The sequence below is a fragment of the Candidatus Accumulibacter similis genome (assembly GCA_013347225.1).
GTDB classification, from domain to species: domain Bacteria; phylum Pseudomonadota; class Gammaproteobacteria; order Burkholderiales; family Rhodocyclaceae; genus Accumulibacter; species Accumulibacter similis.
In genome coordinates, this window is sequence record CP054595.1 from 274,628 (window position 1) to 290,125 (window position 15,498).

Annotated in this window: 14 protein-coding genes and 1 other RNA gene; all 15 read right to left on the reverse strand. The window is 66.4% G+C overall.

Features of this window, described 5'->3' with window-relative positions; genetic code table 11:
- Positions 1 to 5: 5 nt before the first annotated feature.
- The 15 genes from HT579_01250 to pyrC all read right to left on the reverse strand — a co-directional run bounded on the left by HT579_01250 (position 6) and on the right by pyrC (position 15,413).
- A complete protein-coding gene (locus HT579_01250) occupies positions 6 to 1,394 on the reverse strand; it encodes a UDP-N-acetylmuramate--L-alanine ligase (protein QKS27710.1) in 1,389 nt (462 codons plus the stop codon).
- Entirely contained in the window at positions 1,391 to 2,446 is a 1,056-nt protein-coding gene (murG, locus tag HT579_01255) for an undecaprenyldiphospho-muramoylpentapeptide beta-N-acetylglucosaminyltransferase (GenBank protein ID QKS27711.1), read from the reverse strand. Before murG ends, HT579_01250 begins: the two co-directional genes overlap by 4 nt.
- Positions 2,443 to 3,603 (reverse strand): putative lipid II flippase FtsW, encoded by a 1,161-nt coding sequence (gene ftsW / locus HT579_01260; GenBank protein ID QKS27712.1) that lies wholly within the window; start codon positions 3,601 to 3,603, stop codon positions 2,443 to 2,445. The genes murG and ftsW overlap by 4 nt, the downstream gene beginning before the upstream one ends.
- On the reverse strand, positions 3,603 to 4,973 hold the full coding sequence (murD, locus tag HT579_01265) for a UDP-N-acetylmuramoyl-L-alanine--D-glutamate ligase (protein QKS27713.1): 1,371 nt from the start codon (positions 4,971 to 4,973) through the stop codon (positions 3,603 to 3,605). Before murD ends, ftsW begins: the two co-directional genes overlap by 1 nt.
- 13 nt (positions 4,974 to 4,986) lie before the next feature.
- The gene (locus HT579_01270) at positions 4,987 to 6,075 is read right to left on the reverse strand and encodes a phospho-N-acetylmuramoyl-pentapeptide-transferase (protein ID QKS27714.1); all 1,089 of its coding nucleotides are present in this window, start codon (positions 6,073 to 6,075) and stop codon (positions 4,987 to 4,989) included.
- Positions 6,075 to 7,445: a UDP-N-acetylmuramoyl-tripeptide--D-alanyl-D-alanine ligase gene (gene murF / locus HT579_01275; GenBank protein QKS31430.1), complete on the reverse strand. Its 1,371-nt coding sequence runs from the start codon at positions 7,443 to 7,445 to the stop codon at positions 6,075 to 6,077. The genes HT579_01270 and murF overlap by 1 nt, the downstream gene beginning before the upstream one ends.
- 5 nt (positions 7,446 to 7,450) lie before the next feature.
- Positions 7,451 to 8,926 carry a UDP-N-acetylmuramoyl-L-alanyl-D-glutamate--2,6-diaminopimelate ligase gene (locus HT579_01280; GenBank protein ID QKS31429.1) on the reverse strand — a complete coding sequence of 492 codons (1,476 nt, stop codon included), beginning with the start codon at positions 8,924 to 8,926 and terminating at the stop codon, positions 7,451 to 7,453.
- A 29-nt stretch (positions 8,927 to 8,955) separates the two neighbouring features.
- Positions 8,956 to 10,707, reverse strand: coding sequence for a penicillin-binding protein 2 (locus tag HT579_01285; protein QKS27715.1), 1,752 nt, complete (start codon positions 10,705 to 10,707; stop codon positions 8,956 to 8,958).
- Positions 10,704 to 10,982: a cell division protein FtsL gene (ftsL, locus tag HT579_01290; protein QKS27716.1), complete on the reverse strand. Its 279-nt coding sequence runs from the start codon at positions 10,980 to 10,982 to the stop codon at positions 10,704 to 10,706. The genes HT579_01285 and ftsL overlap by 4 nt, the downstream gene beginning before the upstream one ends.
- A 1-nt stretch (position 10,983) precedes the next feature.
- Positions 10,984 to 11,922 carry a 16S rRNA (cytosine(1402)-N(4))-methyltransferase RsmH gene (gene rsmH, locus HT579_01295; protein QKS31431.1) on the reverse strand — a complete coding sequence of 313 codons (939 nt, stop codon included), beginning with the start codon at positions 11,920 to 11,922 and terminating at the stop codon, positions 10,984 to 10,986.
- Between the two features lie 8 nt (positions 11,923 to 11,930).
- Complete coding sequence (mraZ, locus tag HT579_01300; GenBank protein QKS27717.1) at positions 11,931 to 12,377, reverse strand: division/cell wall cluster transcriptional repressor MraZ; 447 nt, start codon at positions 12,375 to 12,377, stop codon at positions 11,931 to 11,933.
- A gap of 368 nt (positions 12,378 to 12,745) precedes the next feature.
- Positions 12,746 to 13,111, reverse strand: an RNA gene (gene rnpB, locus HT579_01305) — RNase P RNA component class A.
- A gap of 9 nt (positions 13,112 to 13,120) precedes the next feature.
- Complete coding sequence (locus tag HT579_01310; GenBank protein ID QKS27718.1) at positions 13,121 to 13,894, reverse strand: DUF3025 domain-containing protein; 774 nt, start codon at positions 13,892 to 13,894, stop codon at positions 13,121 to 13,123.
- A 5-nt stretch (positions 13,895 to 13,899) separates the two neighbouring features.
- Positions 13,900 to 14,337 (reverse strand): hypothetical protein, encoded by a 438-nt coding sequence (locus HT579_01315; protein ID QKS27719.1) that lies wholly within the window; start codon positions 14,335 to 14,337, stop codon positions 13,900 to 13,902.
- Between the two features lie 41 nt (positions 14,338 to 14,378).
- Positions 14,379 to 15,413 (reverse strand): dihydroorotase, encoded by a 1,035-nt coding sequence (gene pyrC / locus HT579_01320; GenBank protein QKS27720.1) that lies wholly within the window; start codon positions 15,411 to 15,413, stop codon positions 14,379 to 14,381.
- Positions 15,414 to 15,498: the final 85 nt, after the last annotated feature.

A 15,498-nucleotide genomic window follows, 5' to 3' on the forward strand; every position in this document is an offset into this window, starting at 1 on the left:
CCTCCCTAGCCGGCCAGCAGCTTGCCGGGAACCGTGCCGATCGAACCGGCACCCATCGTCATCACCACGTCGCCGTCGCGCGCGGCATCGCGAATCGCCTGCGGCAGATCGACGACGTTCTCGACGAAGACGGGCTCGACCTTGCCGACCACCCGCAGTGCGCGGGCGAGTGCGCGGCCATCGGCCGCAACGATCGGCTGTTCGCCGGCAGCGTAGACTTCGCCGAGAACCAGTGCGTCGACGCCGCTGAGCACCTTGACGAAATCATCGAAACAGTCACGCGTGCGGGTGTAGCGGTGCGGCTGGAAGGCCAGCAGCAGGCGGCGCCCGGGAAAGGCGCCGCGGGCGGCGGCAAGCGTCGCACGCATCTCGACGGGGTGATGACCATAGTCGTCAACCAGCGTGACGCTGCCACCTTGTGGCAACGACAGCTCGCCATAGCGCTGAAAGCGCCGGCCGACCCCGCGGAACTCGGCCAGCGCCCTGCTGATCGCGGCATCGGCGACGCCGAGTTCGCTGGCGACGGCGATCGCCGCCAGCGCGTTGAGAACGTTGTGGCGGCCGGGCAGGTTGAGCTGGATCGGCAAGCGGCTGACACTGCCGTTGACGCGGACACAGTCGAAGTGCATCTGGCCACCGACCGCGGCAACGTTGTCGGCGTAGACGTTGGCGGCGGGATCGAGGCCGTAGGTGACGATCTGCTTGCTGACCAGCGGCATGACTTCGCGCACGTTGGCGTCGTCGGCGCAGAGCACCGCCACGCCGTAGAAGGGCAGGCGCTGAATGAAGTCGACGAAGGCCTGCTTCAGGCGACTGAAGTCGTGGCCGTAGGTTTCCATGTGGTCGCTGTCGATGTTGGTGACGACCGACAGCACCGGCGACAGCAGGAGAAACGACGCATCGGACTCGTCGGCCTCGGCGACGAGGAAGTCACCCGACCCGAGGCGGGCATTGGCGCCGGCCGCGTTGAGCCGACCGCCGATGACGAAGGTCGGGTCCATGCCACCAGCGGCGAGGACCGAAGCCACCAGACTGGTCGTCGTCGTCTTGCCATGTGTGCCGGCAACGGCGATTCCCTGCTTGAGCCGCATCAGCTCGGCGAGCATCTGTGCCCGTGGCACCACCGGCACCTTGCGGGCACGTGCCGCGATGACCTCCGGATTGTCGGACCTGACCGCAGAGGAGATCACCACGGCGTCGGCCGTGCTGACATTTTCCGCGGCGTGACCGACGACGGTGCGGACACCGAGCTCGGCAAGCCGCCGGGTCGTCGAGCTGTCGGCGAGATCGGAACCGCTGACCGCGAAACCGAGGTTCGCCAGGACCTCGGCGATGCCACTCATGCCGGCACCGCCGATACCGACGAAATGAATGCTCTTGACCTTGTGCTTCACTCGACAAGCTCCTCACACATCCGCGCCAGCGCGGCCGTCGCTGCCGGTCTCGCCAGGGCACGCGCCTTCTCGGCCATGGACTGCAACTGCACGCGGGGCAACTGGTTCAGCTCGGCGATCGCCTGCGGGCTCAGTTCATCCTGTGGCAGCAGGCGGGCCGCGCCGGCTGCCGACAGAAAGCGGGCGTTGAACGTCTGATGGTCGTCGACAGCATGCGGAAACGGCACCAGCACGCTGGCGACGCCGACCGCCGCCAGTTCGGCGACGGTCAGCGCACCGGCGCGACAGATCACCAGGTCTGCCCACTCGTAGGCGCCCGCCATGTCGTCGATGAATGCCACGCAGTGCGCCTGAACACCGGCGGCCTCGTAGTTCTGCTGCAGCTGTTCGATATGCCTCGCCCCGGCCTGATGGACCACCTGCGGTCGCTGGCAGGCGTCGAGCATGGCGAGCCCGCGTGGCACGACGTCATTGAGTGCCGCTGCCCCCTGGCTGCCGCCGAGCACCAACCAGTGCAGCGCATCGGCACGCCCGGCGAGACGTTCCGCCGGTGTCGGCAGGCCGGTCACTTCCGGGCGCAACGGGTTGCCCACCCAGACCCCACGTGGCAAGGCATCCGGAAAGCCACAGGCAACGCGTTTCGCCCAGCGGGCAAGAACCCTGTTCGCCAGACCGGCGATCGAGTTCTGCTCGTGAATGACCAGCGGCCAGCCGAAGAGCGCGGCCATCAGTCCACCCGGGAAACTGACATAGCCCCCCAGGCCGAGCACCACGTCAGGTCGCAGGCGGCTGATCTCCCGCCGCGCCTGCCAGCAGGCGGAGAACAGGTGGAAGGGCAGCATCAGCTTGCGCAGCAGTCCCTTGCCGCGTAGCGCTGTGAATCGGACCCAGGCCATCTCGTAACCGCGCGCCGGCACCAGCTTTGCCTCCATGCCATCCGGAGCGCCCATCCAGACGACGCGCCAGTCGCGCTGGCGCAGCAGGTCCGCCACTGCCAAGCCGGGAAAGACATGGCCCCCGGTCCCGCCCGCCATCACCAACAGGGTCCTCACAGCTTCGCTCCGCGCATCAGCTGGCGGTTTTCCCAGTCGATCCGCAGGAGCACGGCAAGCGCCACGCAGTTGGCCAGGATGCCTGAGCCACCGAAGCTCATCAGTGGCAGGGTAAGACCCTTGGTCGGCAGCACACCCATGTTGACACCCATGTTGATGAAGGACTGCACTCCCAGCCAGACACCGACCCCCTGCGCCACCAGCGCCGAATAGTATCGCTCGAGCGCCACCGCCTGGCGGCCAATGGCAAAGGCGCGCTGGATCAGCAGGCCGAAGAGCAGGATGACGACCAGCACGCCGACAAAGCCCAGTTCCTCGGCGATCACCGCCAGCAGGAAGTCGGTATGCGCCTCTGGCAGGTAGAACAGCTTCTCGACGCTCGCACCGAGCCCGACGCCGAACAGTTCGCCGCGACCGAAGGCGATCAGGGCGTGCGACAACTGGTAGCCGCGGCCGAAAGCGTCGGCCCACGGATCCATGAAGCCGAAGATGCGGTCACGGCGATACGGAGAGATGATGATCAGGGCGGCAAAGGCTACCGCCAGGACGACGATCAGGATGACGAAGAGGCGCGCCCGCATGCCGCCGAGGAAGAGGATCGCCATGGCGATCGAGATGATGACGACGAAGGCGCCGAAGTCCGGCTCCTTGAGAAGCAGCACACCGACCGCGACCATGGCGCTCGCCAGAGGCAGAAACGCCTTCTTCAGATCATGCATGTACGGCATCTTGCGCGCCGTGTAGTCGGCGGCGTAGAGAACGGCGAACAGCTTCATCAGTTCGGAAGGCTGCAGGTTGACCACCCCGAGTGACAGCCAGCGGCGTGCACCGTTCACTTCGCGGCCGATGCCGGGAATCAGCACCAGTGCCAGCAATGCGAAGCCGATGACGAAGAGCCACGGTGACCAGCGCTGCCAGGTCGCCATCGAGACCTGGAAAGCCATCCCGGCTGCGACCAGGGCCATGATCAGAAAGACGCCATGGCGGATGAGGAAGTAGCTTGACTGGTTGCCGGTCTGGCGGGCGGCCTCGGCGGTCGCCATCGACGCCGAGTAGACCATGACCATGCCGATCACCAGCAGGACGAGCGTGCTCCAGAGGAGCGCCAGGTCGATTTCCGATGGCAGACGGCGCGGTTGATCCAGGGTACGCAACATCAGGCAGCCTCCCTTTCGATGCCGCGCACGGCATCCACGAACACGCTCGCGCGGTGGGCGTAGTCACGATACATGTCCATGCTGGCGCAGGCGGGCGAGAGGAGCACCGCATCGCCGGCTTGCGCCTGGCTGGCACACCAGTGCACCGCCTCCGCCATGTCGGCACAGTGGCGCACCGGTAACTGACAGCCGTGCAGGATCGCGGCGATGGCTCCGGCGTCGCGCCCGATCAGCGCCACGGCACGGGCATGCCGGATGATGACCGGGCGCAGCGGGCTGAAGTCCTGCCCCTTGCCGTCGCCACCGAGAATGATCGCCACCGGACGACCGAGCCCCTCGACGGCCGCCAGGGTCGCACCGACGTTGGTACCCTTGGAATCGTCGTAGTAGCCGACACCCCTGATCTCGGCAACCCACTCGAGACGGTGGGCGAGGCCGCTGAAAGCGGCCAGCGCCGGCAGCGGCTGACGCGGATCAATGCCGATCGCCTCGCACAGCGCCAGCGCCGCCATCGCGTTGGCGACGTTGTGCCTGCCCACAAGCCGCAGGTCGGTGGTGGCGATCAGCCGCTCGCTGCCGCGCACGATCCAGCCCTCCTCGACACCATAGTCGGTGGAGCCGGGCGGCGGGCCGAAGCCGAAGGTGACGGCAGTTCGCCCCGGTGGCAGGGCTGCCAGGCTCAGCGGATCGTCGCGATTGAGCACCGCCGTGGCGCGTCCCAGAAGGATGCGCGCCTTGCTCGCAGCGTAGCGCGCCATGCTGCCGCCGTAGCGGTCGAGATGGTCCTCGCTGACGTTGAGCACGGTGGCTGCGTCGGCCTCGAGAGAGTACGTCGTTTCGAGCTGAAAGCTCGAAAGCTCGAGAACCCAGGTATCCGGCAGCCGCCCACGGTCGACGCCTGCGAGCAGCGCCGTCAGCGCCGCCGGGCCGATGTTGCCGGCAACCGCGGTGTCGCGTCCGGCGGCACGACAAAGGGCACCGGTGAGCGCGGTGGTCGTGGTCTTGCCGTTGCTGCCGGTGATCGCGATCAAACGCGCCTGCGGGCTGAGCCGGCGGAGGCCACGGACGAAGAGTTCGATCTCCGAAACCACCGGCACGCCGCGCGCCATCGCTTCGGCGATCAGCGGCTCGGCCACGGGAACGCCGGGCGAGAGTGCAATCAACTCGATGCCGGCAAGCGTCTCGCGCTGCAGCGGGCCGGCGAACAACTCGGCTTCGGGCAGCATCGCGCGCAGCAGATCCACCTGCGGCGGTGCCTGACGGGTGTCCGCGACACGCAGGCGTGCGCCTTCGCGCGCCAGCCACCTGACCATCGCCAGACCGCTCTCACCGAGACCGACGACCAGTGTCGGCTTGCCCCGCAGTTCCATCTTCAGTGCCGCCTCAACGGAGTTTCAGGGTGGACAGACCGACCAGCACCAGCATGATGGTGATGATCCAGAAACGCACGACAACCTGCGTTTCCTTCCAGCCGCCAAGCTCGAAGTGATGGTGCAGCGGTGCCATGCGGAAGATGCGGCGGCCGCCGGTCATTCTGTAGAACAGCACCTGCGCCGCAACCGACAGGGTTTCGGCAACGAAGACACCGCCCATGATCGCCAGGACGATTTCCTGGCGAACGATGATCGCGACCGTACCGAGCGCCGCGCCGAGCGCCAGCGCACCGACGTCACCCATGAAGACCTCGGCCGGATAGGCATTGAACCAGAGAAAACCGAGTCCTGCCCCGGCCATCGCGCCGAGCACGATCGCCAGCTCACCGGCGCCCGGGACATAGGGCAGGAGCAGATAGCGGGCATAGACTGCATTACCGGCAACATAGGCAAAGATCGCCAGCGCGGCGGCGATCATCACCGTCGGCATGATCGCCAGACCGTCGAGACCGTCAGTCAGGTTGACGGCATTGCTGGTGCCGACGACGACGAGATAACTGAGCACGACAAAACCGATCAACCCGAGCGGATAGGCGACGGTCTTGAAGAAGGGAACGATGAGCTCGAGTTGCGCCGGCCCGCTCGCCGTCAGGCCGAGGTACAGGGCGACCATCAGCCCGAGCGCCGACTGCCAGAAGTATTTCCAGCGTGCCGCCAGGCCGCGCGGATTGCGGTGGACCACCTTCTGCCAGTCATCGTACCAGCCGATCCCTCCAAAGCCGACGGTAACGATCAGCACCACCCAGACGTAGCGGTTGCCGAGATCACCCCAGAGCAGTGTCGTGATGATGATCGCGATCAGGATCAGGGCGCCACCCATGGTCGGCGTCCCGGACTTCATCAGGTGGGTCTGCGGACCGTCGTTGCGTACCGCCTGACCGATCTTCTTCGCTGCCAGCCAGCGAATTAGTCGCGGACCGGCAATGAAGGAGATGATCAGGGCGGTCATCGCCGCCAGGACCGTGCGCAGGGTGATGTAGCCGAAGACGTTGAAGGCCCGCACGTCCTGGGCCAGCCACTGGGACAGCCAGAGCAGCATCAGGCGTCCTCCCCGGCCGGCGCACAGAGGGCTTCGACGACGCGTTCCATGCGCATGAAGCGCGAGCCCTTGACGAGAACCGTGCTGTCGGGCCCCAACTCGCTGCGCAGGACGTCGATGAGCTGCGCGACATGGGTGAAGTGTTCGCCACCGGCACCGAAGTTGTGTGCAGCGAGGGCGCTTGCCTCACCCAGGGCCAGCAGGCGGTCGATCCCCTGGCTCTTGGCATAGCCACCGATCTCGTCATGAAACTGCCCGCTCATCTCGCCGATCTCACCCATGTCGCCAAGCACGAGGATCTTCCTGCCGACGGTCGCGGCGAGAACATCGATGCCGGCGCGCACCGAGTCGGGGTTGGCGTTGTAGCTGTCGTCGAGCAATTGTGCACCGTGCATCGCCTGGCGCAGTTGCAACCGCCCCTTGAGACCGCGAAAGCTGTTCAGGCCGGCCTGCACGGTTGCCAGCGGGATCCCGGCAGCGACGGCGGCAGCGGCCGCGGCGAGCGCGTTGCGTGCGTTGTGCCGGCCGGGCAACGAGAGCACAACCTCGGCCTCGTCGCCACCGCAGCGCAGAAGCAGGCGATTCTCGAGGCCGTGCAGCGCCACCCTGCCACTGACGTCGGCTGCCTGCGTGAAGCCGAATCTCATCCGCCGCAGGCCCTGGCTCTGCTGCCGCCAGAGATCGACCCATGGATCGTCGGCGCAGAACACGGCGACGCCGTTCTCGTCCAGACCGGAGTAGATGCTGCCCTTCTCGCGGGCGATCGCTTCGACCGATCCCATGCCGGCGAGGTGAGCCCTCTGCGCGTTGGTCACGACGGCCACGTCAGGACGGGCGATGCCCGACAGGTAGGCGATCTCGCCCGGGTGATTCATCCCCATCTCGATGATCGCCGCGCGATGGTCGGCACGCAGGCGCAACAGCGTCAGCGGCAGGCCGATGTCGTTGTTGTAGTTGCCCTGAGTCGACAGGACGGTGTCGCCGTAGGCCGCCCGCAGGATGCTGGCGATCATTTCCTTGGTCGTCGTCTTGCCGTTGCTGCCGGTGACGGCGATCATCGGCAACGTGAACCGGCTGCGCCAGTCCGCCGCCAGGGCGCCCAGCGACAGCCTGGTTTCGGCCACGACGACCAGCGGCAGCCCGGTTGACCGCAACCTGTCAACGGTGTCGCTGGCAACCACTGCCGCGGCTGCGCCGCGCGCCTGGGCTGCCGCGACGTAATGGTGCCCATCGAAATGCTGGCCGCGCAGGGCGACGAAGAGCTCACCGGGAGCGATGGTGCGACTGTCGGTCGACACGCCGCCGAAGCCGCAGTTGTCGCCGACGACGGCAGCGGCAGTCGCCCGCGCCGCCGCCAGCAAATCCATCATGGCAGTCATTGCCGCAACTCCTGGCGGGCAAGCAGCGCCGCACGCGCTTGCGCGGCGTCCGAGAACGGCCGCCGCACGCCGCCGATCTCCTGGTACGGCTCGTGCCCCTTGCCCGCGATCAGCACCACTTCCGCCGGATGCGCCGAGAGAATCGTGCGCCGGATCGCTTCACCGCGATCGGCGATGATCTCGGCCGCCGGCGCAGCGACCTGAATCTGATCGAGGATGACCTGCGGATCCTCGCTGCGCGGATTGTCGCTGGTCAGGACGACGCGATCGGCACAGCGACTGGCGACCTCACCCATCAGCGGCCGCTTGCCGGGATCGCGATCGCCACCGCAACCGAAAACTGCCGTCAGCCCGGCGCCACGCGCGCTGGCCACCGGCCGCAGCGCGCGCAACGCGTTCTCGAGGGCATCCGGCGTATGTGCATAGTCGACCACGACCAGTGGCTGCGCGTCGCCACCCACCTTCTCGAGGCGCCCTGGCGGTGGCTGCACGCCGGCGAAGCGCTCGGCAACCGCGCGCGGCGTCAGGCCGGCGTCGAGCAGGACCGCGGCCACGGCGAGGAGATTGGCGACGTTGTAGCGCCCGAGCAGCGGTGTCTCGACCAGCGCCCGTCCGCCTGGTGCACAAAGCCGGAAGCGCAGACCGGCGATCGTCTCCTCGACGTCCTCGGCGCTGATCGTTCCCTGGCGGTCGCTGCAGCGACCCTCCTGCGTGTAGCCAACGACCTTGCTGGCGGTCGTCATGCCGATCAGCTCACGTCCGAAGGGGTCGTCTACATTGCAGACGGCGAAGCGCAGACGGGGCCAGGTGAACAGTTTCGCCTTGGCGGCCGCATAGGCCGCCATGCTGCAGTGATAGTCGAGATGATCGCGGGTGAAGTTGGTGAATACCGCCGCGTCGACCCGTACGCCATCGAGCCGCCCTTCGGCCATGCCGATCGAACTCGCCTCGAGCGCGCACGCCTGCGCCCCGGCATTGGCGTAGTCGGCGAGACAACGCGCCAGCGTCGTCGCCTCGGGGGTGGTGAAGCCGGTGTCGGCGAGCTTCCCCGGGCGGCCGGCGCCGAGGGTACCGATGATCGCACACGGACGGGGATGGGTGGCGCCGATCCACTGCGTGACGCTGGTCTTGCCGTTGGTGCCAGTGACGGCGATCAGCGACAGGTGCTCACTCGGCCGTCCGTGCACCGCATGCGCCAGCGGTCCGCGCAACGGGCGCAGGTTGCTGACCGGCAGATTGGCGACCCGCCAGTCGGCACGCCAGGCGAACGCAGTCCCTCGATCGTCAGCCGCCTCCCAGAGGACCGCCCCGGCGCCGCGGGCGATGGCATCGCCGATGAAGCGTCGGCCATCGACCCGATCGCCGACGCAGGCGAGGAACAGGTCGCCCGGCCTGAGCTGGCGGCTGTCGTCGGTCGCACCATGCGGGACGACGCCGAGCAGCGCCAGTCGTCGCAGGATGTCGGCGACCATCTCGACGGTCTGAAGGGTTGCCGGAGGGCTCACAGGCGTGCCTTCGGCAGCGGCGGTTTGGGAGTCTCGGCGACGACCAGTGGCGCATCGGGTGAGATCCCCAGTGTGCGCAGCGAACTGCCCATCACCGACGCAAAGACTGGAGCAGCGACCTCTCCGCCATAGTGCTTGCCGGCACTTGGCTCATCGATCATGACGGCGACGATCAGCCGCGGATCGGACACCGGCGCAAAGCCGACGAACGACGAGACATATTTGTTGGCATAGCGTCCACCCTGCAGCTTGTGCGCCGTGCCGGTCTTGCCGGCCACGCGATAGCCTGGAATCTGTGCCTTCGGCGCCGTACCGCCCGGCTGCACCGCCATCTCGAGCATCATGCGGACCTCGCGTGCGGTCTTGGCGCTGAACACCGTCGCGCCGGTGGTCGCCGGCGCATCGACACGGGTCAGCGAGAGTGGAACCAGGTCACCGTCGCGAGCGAAAACCGAATAGGCACGCGCCAGCTGCATCAACGAAACCGAAATGCCATGCCCGTAAGACATCGTCGCCTGCTCGATCGGCCGCCAGCTCTTCCACGGCCGGACACGACCAGTGACCTCCCCCGGGAACCCGAGGCGGGGCACCTGGCCGAAACCGACGTCGTCGAACATCTGCCACATCGTCTGCGACGGCAGCATCGCCGCGATCTTGGCGGCGCCGACGTTGGACGACTTCTGGATCACCTGCGCGACGCTCAGCGCACCATGCGGATGGGCGTCGGCAATCGTCGCGTTGCCGATCGTCAATCGGCCCGGCGCGCAGTTGATGATCGTCTCCGAGCGCACCTTGCCCGTTTCGAGGCCGAGGGCAATCGTGAAGGGTTTGAGCGTCGATCCGGGTTCGAAGGTATCGGTCAGGGCGCGATTGCGCAGCTGCGCACCGGACAGTGATTCGCGGTTGTTCGGGTTGTAGGTCGGCCAATTGGCGAGGGCGACGATCTCGCCCGTGCGCGCGTCGATCACCACGACGCCGCCGGCCTTGGCGTTGTGGTCGCTGATGGCCTGCTTGAGATGGCTGTACGCCAGATACTGGATCTTCGAGTCGAGCGCCAGGCGAATTTCCCTCCCGTCCTGCGGCGGCTTGATCGAGCCGACATCCTCGACGATCTGGCCACGGCGATCCTTGATGACGCTGCGGCTTCCAGGCTGACCGAGCAACTGGCCATGGAAGGCGAGTTCGACGCCTTCCAGCCCCCGGTCATCGACGCCGGTGAAGCCGACCATGTGCGCCGTCATCTCGCCAGTCGGATAGAAACGGCGGTACTCCTTGTCCTGACCAACGCCAGGCAGCTTGAGCGCCGCCACACGATCGGCCACCGCCGGCGGAATCTGCCGCCGCAGGAAGACGAAGGTCTTGTCGGTGTCGAGCTTCTGTGCCAACTGCCGCGGGTTCATCTCGAGCACCGCCGCCAGCTGGGCGATCTGTTCCGGAGTCAGCCGGGCGACCTGCGGTACGGCCCAGACCGACTTCATGGGCGTCGATATCGCCAGCACGTCGCCGTGACGGTCGGCGATGCGCCCGCGCGACGCACTGATCTCGATGTCCCGCCGATAACGGGACTCGCCCTTTTCCTGTAGGAAATCGTTGTTCAGCACCTGCAGGTAGAACGCGCGGCCGATCAGGACGACGAACGAGCCGATGATCAGCAGGCCGAGGAGGCGTGAACGCCAGGTTGGCAGACGCATCTGCAACAGCGGATTCTCGGCGAACTTGTGCGCCACTTTTCCCTTGAAACGCATCATCTGGAGGCTCCTCCGGCCGGCGCGGCGGTGATGACCCGGGGCGACTCGGGCGTGCTCATCCTGAGTTTCTCGCGCGCAATCTTCTCGATCCGCGGCGCCGCGCCCCAGGTCGACAGTTCCAGTTGCAACTGGCCGTGCTCGACCTCGAGTTGCCGCGCGTGCTCCTGCTCGGCCTCGAGTGCCTGAAAGATCCTGCGCGCCTTGTGCTGCGAAGTGACCACGCCGAGACTGCAGAGCACCAGGACGAGCAACAGGACAACGTTCAGACGAACCATTTCAGGCGGCCTTCAAGGCAAGCTTTTCCGCCACCCGCATGACGGCGCTGCGCGCCCGCGGATTGCTGGCCACCTCGGCTGCGCTCGCCCGCACCGGCTTGCCCAGCAGGCGCAGCTTCGGCTGCGGCAGCTCGGTAGCGCGCAGCGGCAACCTCTTCGGGGCCTCGTCCGGCGCCGCCTGCGAACGCATGAACTGCTTGACGATGCGATCTTCCAGCGAGTGGAAGCTGATCACCACCAGACGCCCACCACTCTTGAGGACAGCCATCGCTTGCGGCAGGACTAACGCGAGTTGCTCGAGCTCTTGATTGATATGAATCCGTAAAGCTTGAAAGGTACGCGTCGCCGCATCCTGGCCGGGCTCACGGGTGCGCACGGTCGCGCGTACAAGCGTGGCGAGCTCCCCCGTGGTTGCAAGAGGCCGCTCTCCCCGAGCAGCCACAATCTTCTTTGCAATCTGGAAAGCAAACCGTTCTTCACCATAGCTCCTGATTACCTCCGTGATCTCCTGCACGCTGGCCCGCAGGAGCCACTGTGCCGCCGTCTCGCCCTGTGTCGTGTCCATCCGCATGTCGAGCGGCGCGTCGTGGCGAAAGCTGAATCCGCGCTCCTCCTGGTCGAGTTGCGGAGACGACACTCCGATGTCGAGCAGAACCCCGTCGACGCCCTTGTCCACGGGGAAACCCTCCTGTCGCAGGGCTTCGAGCAGATCACCGAAGCGCTGGTGGCGGACCAGCAGACGCTTGTCAGCAATGGCGGATGCGGCAGCCACCGCCTGCGGATCGCGGTCGATCGCCAACAGACGACCCGCCGGTCCGAGCCGCTCGAGGATCGCCAGCGAGTGCCCACCACGACCGAAGGTGCCATCGATATAGCTGCCTGCGGACTGGATGTTCAGCGCCTCGACCGCCTCCCGCAACAGGACGGTCTGATGCTGCAGTGGGGCGCTCACAGCGCCAGGTCTTCCAGTCCGGCAGGCAGGAACTGCTCACCCAATGCGAAGACCGCCTCCTGCTGCTGCTGCCAGCCGGCATCGGACCAGATCTCGAAATGGCTACCCTGGCCGACAAGCCAGATCTGCTTGTCGAGTTGGGCGAACTGGCGCAACTCGGGCGCCACCAGCAGCCGGCCGGCGGCATCCATTTCCTCTTCGCGGGCGTTGCCGACCAGCAGCCGCTTGATCGCGGCAGCCTGTGGATTGAAGCTGGAAGCAGCCAGCACCTTGTCGCGAATCGGCTCCCACGCCGGTTCGGGATAGAGCAGAAGGCAGCGATGCGGATGCGCGGTCAGCACCAGGCGGCCATTGGCGGCAGACGCGAGCGCCTCCCGGTGGCGTGCCGGTACGGCAAACCTCCCCTTGGCATCAAGATTCAACGCAGCCGCACCCTGAAACATCGAACCCGCTCTTCCCCTGCCTTCAGGCCGCCCAGGCGGCAACCTTCCCACTTTCTACCACTTGCCCCCACTTTAAGGCAAAGATTCTTGCAAAGCAAGGGACATGCACCACTTTTCTCAATGGCGACAAGCACTTATCAGCAACTCCTGAACCTGCCGATGAAAGTCAATATAGCTGATAAAACAGAGCACGAAGAGTTGTACTTAAAGTACTTTGTGAAGAATTTGCCCGTGCTTCCCGGGCGGGTCAGTGGAGCGTGCGTGACGATTGACGATTGCCACCGGTAGCGACTGCTGCCGCGGAAGGCAGTGACGGACGGTCAACGGTGGCCGAACGTCATCGTGCGGGGTGTATTGGTGGGGGGAGAGGGGGAAGCCGGTCGATAAGCCGGGTTCTGTCGTGGACAGCCATTCATCTAGGCGTACTGTCACCAGTACGCTCAAGCGGCCTACCCGGAAGCAGCGCGAGCCACGCCCATGCTTCCCTATTTGGCCTTGCTCCCAATGGGGTTTGCCGTGCCGTCCGTGTTGCCACGTCCGCGGTGAGCTCTTACCTCACCGTTTCACCCTTGCCTGCCCCAGCCTGCACCGGGACATCGGCGGTTTGTTTTCTGTTGCACTTTCCGTCACCTCGCGGTGCCCGGTCGTTAACCGGCATCGTGCTCTGTGGAGCCCGGACTTTCCTCTCGGCGCCAGGTTTGCACCTCTTGCCCAGCGGCTGCCTGACCGACTTCCCGCACTGATTATACCGGGCAGCGGCCACGACCGGGCCGGAACTGCCACTGATCGTCATAGTAGGCGGCATTTTCGTTCTCCGGCGTGACCCCGGGCAACCCGAGCAAAGGCAGAGGCTGCCAGACACGCGGCTCCCGGTAGCGGCCGACGGCGAAATCGGCCGCCAGGAGACGGTCGACAGCGGCGACCTGCGCCGCCGGCGACTGGTCGAGCCAGTCCGGAGTCACCTGATGGAGGACGGCCTTGGCCGTCAGGCCACGAAACGGTCGCAATAGTTGCTCGTAGGTCGCGTGGCCGAAGACCAGGCAGCGCAACCCCTGTGCCAGGTCAGCTCGCCGTTCCCAGAACAGCCTGCGCCAATGAAAACCGCGCACGAGGTCGAGCATTTCGGGGTCGCAGGCGACGACGACGACACCACACTCGTCGAAATGCGTCAACGTGTCGCGCTCGCGACAGCGAACTCCAGGCGCCTGCCGCAACAACTCGGCATGCCGCGCGTTGAGCGTCGCCTTGGTGTTCGGAAAGGCAAACCAGACCAAGGCGTTGAAGAAATCGTGCCAGTTGTCCGGCCGTGTCGCGACCTCGCCGGTCAGCCAGATGCGCGTCTCGTAATCCAGGCCGTCCGCCGGCGGCGCCACGAAGGCGATCCGCCGCCCGGCAGCGTTGCGCAGTTCGCGCGCCGCGGCAAGAGCTGCCAGCGCCGCCAAGTCCGGCACCAGCGGCCGCCGATCGAAGAGCGGCAGCAGCGGGGCAAACAGGCCACCCACCGACGGCAGCCGCATCGGATTCACCGCTCGGCAGGGGCGCCACCAGCCGCCGCCGGCTCCGCCACCCAGGCGAGAGTGCCGTCGCGCATCTGGAAACTTCCCTGCAGCGAACCCATGCCAGCTTCCGGTTCCGCTTCAAGCCGGGCAAATCCCTCGCAGGTACGCGTCTCGACAACGTACATGCGCTTGCCCTGCTTGAGAATCCACGCGCCGTTGCCGGGCGCGAACACCTCGACCCGGCTGTCGGCGCCACCGGTACCGATCTCGTGCCGCCGCTGGCAGTCCGGCATGCGCGCGGCGACAATCGAGTATCTGGCCGTCTTGTCCCAAGGCAGGGTCTGGACGCGAATCATCGTCAGCGCATGCTGGCGTGAACCCTCGATCTCAAACGCCGCGCGCTGATCCGAACAGGCGACCAGGAATGGCAGCACTGACAGCAGCAATCTGCCCGAGAACACAGGCAAGCTCCCCAAGAAGGCGCAGCGAGCGGCCGCCGGCATCAGTCGAGCAACCGCCAGCGCAACCGCTCGCCGGCACGCAGCGGCACCAGCGCCTCGCCGTCCGCATAGGCAAAGGCGGTCGGCAACAGCCACTCTTCCTGCCGCAGCGTGATCTTGCCGGCGTTCCGCGGCAGCCGATGGAAATCGGCGCCGTGGAAACTGGCAAATGCTTCGAGCCGATCAAGTGCTGCCATCGACTCGAAGGCCTCGGCATAGAGCTCAAGCGCCGCCGCTGCCGTATAGCAGCCCGCGCAGCCACAAGCCGCTTCCTTGCTCGCCTGCGAATGCGGTGCCGAATCGGTCCCGAGGAAGAACTTCGGGTTGCCGGAAGTGGCTGCGCCGAGCAGTGCCTGCCGGTGCTGCTCCCGCTTCAGTACCGGCAGGCAGTAATGATGCGGGCGAATGCCGCCGGCGAAGATCGCGTTGCGGTTGTACAGCAGATGGTGGGCGGTGATCGTCGCGGCGACGTTGTCGCCGCAGTCGCGAACGAAATCAGCCGCGTCGCTGGTGGTGATGTGCTCGAACACCAACCGGATACGGGGATGCCGCAGCAACAGCGGCTGCAGGATGCGCTCGATGAAGACCTTCTCGCGGTCGAACACGTCGATGGCCGGATCGGTCACCTCGCCATGGACGAGCAACGGCAGCCCGCACTCTTCCATCACCGCCAGGACGGCCGCACAGCGGCCGATATCGCTCACTCCCGAATCCGAATTGGTCGTCGCGCCGGCCGGATACAGCTTGACCGCATGCACGAAGCCGCTCGCGGCCGCGCGCCTGATCTCCTCCGGTGGCGTGCTGTCGGTGAGGTACAGCGTCATCAGCGGTGCGAACGACACCCCTTGCGGCAGCGCGGCGAGAATGCGCGCGCGATACGCACCGGCAACGGCGACCGTGGTGACCGGCGGGCGAAGGTTCGGCATGACGATGGCCCGGGCAAACTGGCGCGCCGAATGCGGCAGCACTGCCGCCATCGCCGCACCATCCCGCAAATGAAGATGCCAGTCGTCAGGCCGGGTGATGGTGATCTGCATGATCGCCCCTGCGCAAGGATGAGTCCGAATTCTAGCAGCGTGCCGGCCGCCGTGAGGAAGACATCGACCGCGATCGCCCACTCGT